General features: G+C 60.6%; 7 protein-coding genes. 6 read left to right on the forward strand and 1 reads right to left on the reverse strand.

Annotated elements, in window-relative coordinates:
• Positions 1–1,287 (forward strand): carboxylesterase family protein (locus ACTHV6_RS05875; RefSeq protein ID WP_441386351.1); only part of this gene is annotated, 1,287 nt, incomplete at its 5' end.
• A gap of 91 nt (positions 1,288–1,378) precedes the next feature.
• Complete coding sequence (locus tag ACTHV6_RS05880; RefSeq protein ID WP_441386352.1) at positions 1,379–1,993, forward strand: phosphoribosylanthranilate isomerase; 615 nt, start codon at positions 1,379–1,381, stop codon at positions 1,991–1,993.
• A gap of 106 nt (positions 1,994–2,099) precedes the next feature.
• On the opposite strand, the gene ACTHV6_RS05885 is transcribed toward ACTHV6_RS05880, so the two are convergent.
• Positions 2,100–3,074, reverse strand: coding sequence for a tRNA uridine(34) hydroxylase (locus ACTHV6_RS05885; RefSeq protein WP_441386353.1), 975 nt, complete (start codon positions 3,072–3,074; stop codon positions 2,100–2,102).
• A 118-nt stretch (positions 3,075–3,192) separates the two neighbouring features.
• Between ACTHV6_RS05885 and ACTHV6_RS05890 the strand changes: the two genes are divergently transcribed.
• From ACTHV6_RS05890 to modA, 4 genes are all read left to right on the forward strand, one after another.
• A complete protein-coding gene (locus ACTHV6_RS05890) occupies positions 3,193–6,702 on the forward strand; it encodes a DEAD/DEAH box helicase (protein WP_441386354.1) in 3,510 nt (1,169 codons plus the stop codon).
• 98 nt (positions 6,703–6,800) lie between these two features.
• On the forward strand, positions 6,801–7,526 hold the full coding sequence (locus ACTHV6_RS05895) for a helix-turn-helix transcriptional regulator (RefSeq protein ID WP_441386355.1): 726 nt from the start codon (positions 6,801–6,803) through the stop codon (positions 7,524–7,526).
• A gap of 72 nt (positions 7,527–7,598) precedes the next feature.
• Positions 7,599–7,988, forward strand: a complete 390-nt coding sequence (locus ACTHV6_RS05900) for a TOBE domain-containing protein (RefSeq protein ID WP_441386356.1) — start codon at positions 7,599–7,601, stop codon at positions 7,986–7,988.
• A gap of 47 nt (positions 7,989–8,035) precedes the next feature.
• A partial coding sequence (modA, locus tag ACTHV6_RS05905; protein ID WP_441386357.1) for a molybdate ABC transporter substrate-binding protein occupies positions 8,036–8,829 on the forward strand: 794 nt, incomplete at its 3' end.

An 8,829-nucleotide genomic window follows, 5' to 3' on the forward strand; every position in this document is an offset into this window, starting at 1 on the left:
ATGGTGTGGATTCATGGCGGATCCTACGAGGGAGGCTCGCCTTCAAGCCCGTGGTTTGATGGTCAGGCGTTCAACGAACGCAGCGTTGTGACAGTTTCCATCAGCTACCGCGTGGGGTTTGATGGGTTTGGCTACGTTGACGGCTCGGACGCGCCACTCAACCGTGGGCTACTAGATCAGGTACTTGCATTGAAGTGGGTCCGTGACAACATTAGCCAGTTCGGTGGCGATCCGGGCCGGGTCACGATCGCGGGCCAGAGTGCTGGTGGTGGCAGCGTCCTATGCCACTTGGCTAGCCCACTATCTGCAGGCCTGTTCGTCCGAGCCATTGCTCAAAGTCCCGCTATTGGCGATCGTCCACTCAGTCAGGCGCGGATGATAGCCGCGAAAATTGCTGAGCGGACCGGCGTGCGTCCGGGCATTGAGGGCTGGCGTTCTCTCACAGAAGATCAGATTATTGACGCGTCCATCGGGCTGGGGGAGGACATCGTTCTCTCTCCTGATCCGGTCAAGTTCGCGTGTGCCACAGTGGAGGCCGCGAGCTTCCCGCGCGATCAATGGGCCAAAACGCTACCTTTTGGTCCAGTTTTTGATGGGAGCGATCAGTTCCTGCCTGCCTCGGTTATGGCGGCCACGTTCAGGGGGGCTGGCTTTGACGTGCCACTCCTCATCGGCTGCACGCGCCACGAATACACTCAGCAAACAGCACCGATGAGGCCCATATGGAATCGGGGAGACGATGCCCGAACGGTTCTCTCCAAAGCGGGGTTTCCGAAGCTTGGGGCCTGGGCGATGCTCCGCGAATTCCCGGAGCTGGAAAACGACACAACCAAAGCATTAGGGCAGCTGCTCACGGCTGGGGCTTTCCACCTCCCGATGCTGAACATCGTCCAAGCGCGGGCAAGCGCCAGAGTTGCCTCAACTGGCGATGTGGATACCGGGGTGACGGGGCCGGCGAAGAAGGCAGGTACTTGGGTATACGAGTTTGCATGGCAGAAACCCTCCACCGGGTTGGCCGATCATTGCGTGGAAGTCCCCTTCGTGTTCAACTGCTTGGCGGACGAAAACGTCAAGCGCGTATTCGGCACCAGTGCCGCCCCACGTGCACTGGCTACCGCCACCCAAAATGACTGGGTGAGATTCATTTATGCCGGAGACCCCGCCTTCCCCGCATGGCGTGAGGGTGAACGCGGGCGCATCTACGGCTCGCAGTCCCACAGTGGCGTCAAATCCTCGCGGCCATTCCAGATTGAAGTGAGCATGATGCGGCTGATGCGCGAGCTCTAGGTGGCAGGTCCCTATGTCGCCGGCCAGCAGCGCCCTGTTCTCAGGGCCACTCCGCTAGGCCAACACCGATCATTCTGGCTAGGCTGGTCCCATGTACATCAAGGTGTGTGGGCTCAAGACAGCCGAGGACGTGGCAGTTGCCCGAGAATCTGGGGCTGACGCTATCGGCGTGGTTCACGCTGCCGGCAGCCCCCGCAACCTTGAGGAGCCTGACGCTGCCCGAGTTATCGAATCCGCCGGTGGAGAAGTAGACACTGTGCTGGTTGTGGCCAGCACGCCCGTGCGTGAATCCGTGGAGTTTGCCCAAGCTATTGGTGCCTCCGTGCTTCAGATGCACGGGCGCTACACGCCTGAAGACTTCATGCTGGCTGCTCAGCTGTTTCCGAGAATCTGGCGCGCCACCTCGCTGGCGCCGGGAATCGACCTCACGGTTGGGGCCTACGGAGAAGAGTGCTTGCTATTGGATGCCCCGCAGGCGGGTTCGGGCAAGCGGTGGGATCTGGGCGCCTTGGATACGGCTGGGACCCGCCCGGTTGGCCAATGGCTGCTTGCGGGTGGCCTCAATCCAGCCAATGTTGCGGAGGCGATTGCTCAGGCCCGCCCGTGGGGAGTAGATGTGTCCAGCGGAGTCGAATCGTCGCGGGGCGTGAAAAGCCACGATCTTATCCGCCAGTTTGTTACGAATGCGCGTGCCGCCTCGTTCTAAATAGTCTGCAGCATTGCCCGATTCTTCGGAGCCGTGCAGGTTTCCCTGTCCAGAAGCCCCACGAACTCCAAAAACCCCGGGCACCGCCTGCGCGTACCGCCGTCACCTAGTGTGCGAGGGCGCTCGGTGAGGCATCGGCCCGCCCGCCGTGAGCAATGCATTTCTCATGAGCGTGCTCATCGCAGGCCACGAACCGGGCGCGGCAGCTCGGGTCCGCACAGTTGACCAGATGCGAGGAGCTCTTCCCGCACACCGCGCACGTCCCGATCACTTGGGCATCGGGCGCGAAGTCAACGGTCTCCCTGCCGTCGAACACAGCCAGAGAGCCGTTCCACAGGCCGTCGTTGCCGTAGGCTTCGCCGTACTTCACGATGCCGCCGTCAATCTGATACACATCGGAGAACCCGCGGTTTTTCATCAGAACGGAAAGGATTTCGCATCGCACGCCGCCCGTGCAGTACGTGATCACTGGCTTGTCTTTCACATCGTCGAAAGCACCGGATTCGATCGCCTCGATGAACCCGTGCGTTGTGGAGATCTCGGGAACAATTGCGTCCTTGAACTTGCCGATTGCCGCCTCGTAGGCGTTACGCCCGTCAAAGAACACCACATCGTCGCGGCTGGCCACGAGTTCGTTGACCTGATCGGGGGAGAGGTGTGTGCCCCCACCAATCACGCCGTCTGCTCCAACCTTGACCTCATCGGGCGCCCCGAAAGCAACGAGCTCATCGCGCACCTTGACGGAAAGCCGCGGAAAATCTGTGATCAGCTTCCACGGAGCTGGCCGGCTCGCCCCACGAAACTCTCCAGCGCCCACGGGCGCATCCTCAAATCCGCTGCCGTCGCTCCACTTGACGTTCTCCGGCAGCTTCGTGAATGGTCCGTATTCCTTGGTGCGCTTGATGTATTGCTTACATGCATCCAGCTCACCGCCCACGGTTCCGTTGATCCCGTGTGGGGAGATGATGATGCGCCCGCGCAGGCCGAGCGAATCGCACAGCTCGCGCTGCCACAGCCGCACGGCCTCCGGATCGGCCACGGGTGCGAACAGGTAATACAGGAGAATCTTCGGCACGCTCACCCATCCATGATAGGCGCCGCTCCGCCGCCAAGGAATCTCGTGTCATGTTGAGTCATCCCCTCACGCCATGCGTGAAAAAGGCTCGGCCCGCCCGCCCTAGTCAACTATGATGGCGGGCATGCGCGGACCGGTGGAGCTTGTGGGATTGGTGGGTCCGGCCACCTATAGCCGTGGGCTAAAGTACGCGCAGGATGGCCGCGTTCGAATCACCGAAAATGATCCACCATATGTCGAAGGCAAGCCCGCCGCAGAACGTGGCGAAGGCTACCTCAAGGGCACAAGTAGCGGATCGGGATCCAATGTTTACACCGAAAACGTGGATTACCGCCTGTCGCGTAGCGGTGTTGTCACGTGGATGTCCGGCTCGTGTTCCTGCCCGGTTGGCGTGGATTGCAAGCACTGCGTGGCGCTCCTGATCACTCATTTGAACCAGGAAGAGAATCAAGGACAAGCGGGCACACAGCCTTCCGCGTCTTGGCAGGCTACGCTCGGCAATATCTTCCAGATGCCGGAAGAGGAAATGACCATCGCGCTGGCGGTCCAGTTCACGGCTCCGCGTCAGGCCGCGTCAGCACCGGGGCGCCGTTCGCCCTACGGTATGACGAATCTGGGTACGGCAGGCATGGTCCAAGTGCGCCCGGTGCGTGAGGGGAAGCGCCAGCCGTGGGTCACCACCGGGGTGTCCTGGAATCAGATCGGTTCGCGCGGGCTTGACGCTGATCCGCGGCAGATCGGCGCCCTGGACCAGTTGCGCGAGCTGCACTCCATCTCCGGTGGCTATGGCGGGACGCAGTGGCTCAACTTAGCCGCCGTGAATTCTCCGGCGCTGTGGCCTGCCCTGCGCGCGATCGCGGATTCCGGCGTCCAGTTCATCGAGCAGGATTCGTGGGAGCCGGTCACGCTGGAGGCCGAGCCGGTGCGCGCGCTCGTGACCATCCGCGAGGATTCCACGGGAGTGGATTTATTGGATGACGCCGACGGCGCCCTTGCCGGTGGCTCCCTGACAATTCGTGCTGAGCTAGAGCACGCCGAGTTACCCGACGATGGATCGGTTGTGAGGCTCGGTATGCCGCTGAAGGGCGTGGCCTGGAGGGCTGACGGAACTGTTCATCTGGCCGGCCTCGAAGAACCCGCGGCGCAGCAGTGGCAGCGCCTTGCCGTTCAAAAGGACGGCGTGAGGGTGCCCAGAGAGGAACGTGAAACCTTCGAACGCGAACTGTTGCCGCTCATTTCGCGGGTGGGTTGGACCTCACCGGGAGGAACGTATGAGCCGAAGCCGCCCGATGATCCAGAGCTTCATCTCGCCTTGTTCTCCGATACTGTCAGTTCGCGGCCTGAACTGTTCCTCCACTGGTCGTGGGGCAAGGATTCCGATGCACTCAAGGCGATGGAATCGGGAAAGGTGGGTTCTCTGCCGGACGTATCGGACATGATGGATATGCGCGATGAGCTCTACCCGATGCTTCAGGCGATTCAGGACTCCCGGCGCCAAGAGGCTAAGCGCAGGCGCAGCCAGCGGCTCACTCCCGATCCGAAGAATCCGCGCCGTGACGCGGTCAAGGAAGCCGAGCTGCTCGCGGAAGTGGCCGATGCGATGAAAATTCTTCCGGCAACAGTCAAGGAGGGTGAGCCGCGCCAAGAGAGCCGCATCAAGGGCATGGACGTGGTGACGTTCAGCGAGCAGATACGCCCCCGTTTGGATCAGCTTGACGTAGTGATTGACGAGGTGGGTGAAGCTCGCGAGTTCCGCCGGGCAGATGATGCCCGGGTGTCGGTTGACGTGGGCGAATCCGATCAGCGTGACTGGCTCGATCTCAACATCGTGATGAACGTGGGAGACTATCAGGTCCCAATGTCCGAGCTGATCCGTGCGCTCACTCAGGGCGAGGACGTGTTGTTCCTGCCGAGTGGTGAATACGTTCAGCTGGACACCCCCGAGTTGTCCCAGCTGCGTGAGTTGGTGACCGAGGCCCGCGGCCTCACCGATCAGCGCCGTTCCGGCTTGCGCGTTGCCAAGGTCCGCACAACCTGGTGGGAAGATCTTCTGGCACTGGACGTGGTCGAGGAATCCCAGAGTAAGTGGTTGAGGGCCATCCACGATGCTGTGACCAACCCGCAGGATCCCGCCCCCATCCCGAGTGGACTCACGGCGCACCTGCGGCCATACCAAGAAACTGGATTTCAGTGGCTGACAAACCTTCAGCGGGCGGGCTTGGGTGGCGTGCTGGCCGATGATATGGGGCTCGGCAAAACTGTTCAGACCCTCGCGATGATTCTGGACGAGAGGCAGCATCGCGAAGATAAGACGTTGGGACCGTGGATCGTCGTCGCCCCAACGTCCGTGGTAGCAAACTGGGCCGCGGAAGCGCGTAAGTTCACCCCGGGACTACGCGTAGCAACCGTGGAATCCACGAACAAGCGGCGCGCGCGGTCTCTGGCGGCGGTAGCGCGCAATGTGGACGTACTGGTGACGTCCTATACGCTGCTCCGGCTGGAATACGAGGATTATGCGGCGCTGAACCCCACCGGAATGATTCTGGACGAAGCCCAGCAGGCTAAAAATCCGGCGTCCAAAACGTTCACGAGCCTGCTGAAAGTGGGCTCGCCCGTCACGTTCGCTATCACCGGCACCCCGATGGAAAACAATCTGACTGAACTCTGGGCAATGTTCGCACTGGTTTCACCTGGGCTGCTCGGCTCGGCCAAGCAGTTCCGCGAACAGGTGCAAAAGCCCATCGAAAAGGGCGGGGAACATGCCGGCGAACACCTGGGGCTGTTGCGCCGCCGGATCGCCCCCTTCCTGTTGAGGCGCACCAAGAAGCTCGTGGCCTCCGAGCTTCCGGAGAAGCAGGAGCAGGTGATGGAGGTGGAGCTGGCGCCGGGCCACCGCAGGCTCTATGATCGCCAGCTCCAGCGCGAACGCCAGCGGGTGCTCCACTTGGCCGACGATCTGGACCACAACCGGGTGGAAGTTCTCAGCGCACTGACCCGCCTGCGGCAGTTGTCCATCGATCCCAAGCTGGTGATCGAGGATTCGAAGGCTCCCTCCTCCAAGCTGGACGCGTTGCTGCCTTTGCTGCAAGAGGCTAGCGGTGAAGGGCATCGAACGTTGGTGTTTAGCCAATTCACGCGCTACCTCCACATGATTGCTGAGCGGTTGGATGCTGAGGGCATTTCGTATTCGTATCTGGATGGCACTACGCCGCGGCGTGCCAAAGTGATCGAGGGCTTCGCCGATGGCAACGATCCCGTATTCCTCATCAGCCTGAAAGCTGGTGGGGTGGGGCTCAACCTCACGATGGCCGATTACGTTGTGCTCACCGATCCCTGGTGGAATCCCGCCGTGGAGGAGCAGGCCGTTGATCGCACCCATCGCATTGGGCAAACCCGCAACGTGCACGTGTATCGGTTGGTTTCTCAGAACACCATCGAGGAAAAGGTTGTGGCGCTCCAGGACAGCAAGCGGCAGCTTGTTTCCGGTGTGCTCTCCAGCGAAGGTACGGGTGGTGCGGGCGTTGGTTCGGGCGAAAGTGGTGCCGGACGTGGCACCGGCGAATCGGCTGCTACCCCTGGCGCCGTTGGGGGAGCGCGGCTCACCTCCGAAGATCTGCGCATGCTGCTCGAATAGGACCGGCAGGCATTGGACTGGTGCCGATGCACTTCAGTCCCACGTTGTGGACTGTTTGGGAGGTTAGTCTGGTTGAGTTATCGGATACGCAGGCAACCATGGGAGGCACGGTGCGCCAGAGCGATGTGGATTCATTTTCGGCCATCACTGCCGGGATGGCTTCTCTCACGCCAAAGCAGCGATCTATGCTGCTCGTGTTGTCCGATTATGGTGAACCAGCCACTATTAGTGTCCTGAGCGACATGACGGGATTGCATGCCAATTCCGTTCGCGAAACGCTCTCCGTGTTGGTGGAGTACGGACTCGTGCGGCGGGCGAGGGTTCCTTCGGCCAGTCGTGGCAGGCCCGCGTGGGAGTATGAGAGCTCAGTCCCAGCCGATCTTTCCGTGATCATGCGCGAGTTTTCCACGTTCGCTCGGGCGGTGTGCGCCTACCTCGAAACCACCAGCGCCACCCCGGTGGCAGATGCCGAAAAAATCGGAGGCTTGTGGGGCCAGCGGCTCGCCAAGGATTCCAGCATCGCACTGGATGGGTCAGAAGGCTCCCATGAGGTCCGAGAACATCCGTTGGCACGGTTGCGTATCCTCTTTTCCACTCTCGGTTTCGGTGCCGTTGCCGGCGCCGATGATCAGAGCATCAACCTGACCGTATGCCCGTTTTCTCAAGACGGCCAGTACCCCAATCCTCTGACGTGCGCGATGCACAAAGGGATGATCAGCGCCATGCTCGCGGTCCTTTCTTCGGACAAGGTAGACGCCGATCTGGCCGCAAACTTCCCCGGCGCTCCGTGCGTTATTTCGCTCGCTGGTGAGCAGATGCGTTAATCCCATGTGAAAACCTCCGCATAATAGTGGAAAAGTCGCGATACTTTGCGCAATCCCGGTATGCTGGAGCGCATGGTCAGTTATCGCATTTCCGAGGCCTCACGCGTCCTCGGAGTTTCGGATGATACAGTCCGCCGATGGATTGAAAGCGGCAAGCTCACAGCTGTTCCCGGGACGAGTCCGCGGGAAGTTGATGGTGAATCGCTCGCCCAATACGTCAAGGCAACCAATCCGCACGTGTCAGAGGGCCGCGCATCTACGCGCAACCTTCTCGAGGGTCTCGTGCTGGAGGTGGTGAGTGACAAGGTGATGAGCCAAGTTGTTCTCCAGTGCGGGCGGTATCGGGTAGTTAGCCTCATATCAACCGAGGCAGTGGAAGAACTGGGGATCGTTCCCGGCTCTCTGGCCTCAGCACAGATCAAAGCCACCAACGTATCGATTGTTATTCCACCGGCGCGATGAGCGTTCGGGGAAACAACGGTCAAGTACCTCAACGAAGAAGGAAGAAAATGAAGAATCTCAAGAAGGCGAGTGCGCTCGCGTTCGCGCTCTCGGCAAGCCTCATGCTGGCTGCATGCGGCGGCGACAGCTCTGACGAAGCAACCGATGCTGCCACTGACGGCGCCTCGGAATCCCTAGGGACAATCAACGTTTTTGCTGCGGCATCGTTGGTTGATGTGCTTCCGGAAATCGATCAGCAGCTCACGGATGAGTACCCTGACGCTGAATTCACCTATAACTTCGATGGTTCTTCTGGCCTCGTGGATCAGTTGGCTGGCGGTGCACGGGCAGATCTGCTGCTCACGGCAAACGCCAAGACGATGACTGACGCCGAGGATCAGGATCTGGTTGAACCCTCGCAAAGCTTCACCTCGAACACGCTTGTCATGGTTGTTCCTTCCGGTAATCCGGGCGAGGTGACGGGCCTTGATGATGGTTCGCTTGATGGCAAGAAGCTTGTTGTGTGTGCCGAGGAAGTTCCGTGTGGCGCTGCAACCGTGGAACTTGAAGAGGTCAACGATCTCGAACTCTCTCCCGTGTCCGAAGAACAGTCCGTGACGGACGTTCTGGGCAAGGTGACGTCCGGGGAAGCTGACGCTGGTCTTGTTTACGTCACTGACGCCACGAGTGCCGGAGATGCTGTGGAGACCATCGAGGTTCCCGGCGCTGATGACATCATTAACGATTACCGGATCGCAATCGTGAAGGATGCGGAGAACGCCGAGGGTGCTCAGACCTTCTTGGATCTCATCCTCTCAGACGATGGCCAGAGCGTTTTGGAAAGCTTCGGTTTCGGGGCTCC

It is taken from the genome of Ancrocorticia sp. (assembly GCF_052089425.1).
Lineage (GTDB): Bacteria > Actinomycetota > Actinomycetes > Actinomycetales > Actinomycetaceae > Ancrocorticia.

What these genes read in the sequence shown, in the direction of transcription:
- ACTHV6_RS05880 (WP_441386352.1), top strand. Translation starts at nt 1,379, where the DNA reads ATGTACATCAAGGTGTGTGGGCTCAAGACAGCCGAGGACGTGGCAGTT.
- ACTHV6_RS05890 (WP_441386354.1), top strand. Translation starts at nt 3,193, where the DNA reads ATGCGCGGACCGGTGGAGCTTGTGGGATTGGTGGGTCCGGCCACCTAT.
- ACTHV6_RS05895 (WP_441386355.1), top strand. Translation starts at nt 6,801, where the DNA reads ATGGGAGGCACGGTGCGCCAGAGCGATGTGGATTCATTTTCGGCCATC.
- ACTHV6_RS05900 (WP_441386356.1), top strand. Translation starts at nt 7,599, where the DNA reads ATGGTCAGTTATCGCATTTCCGAGGCCTCACGCGTCCTCGGAGTTTCG.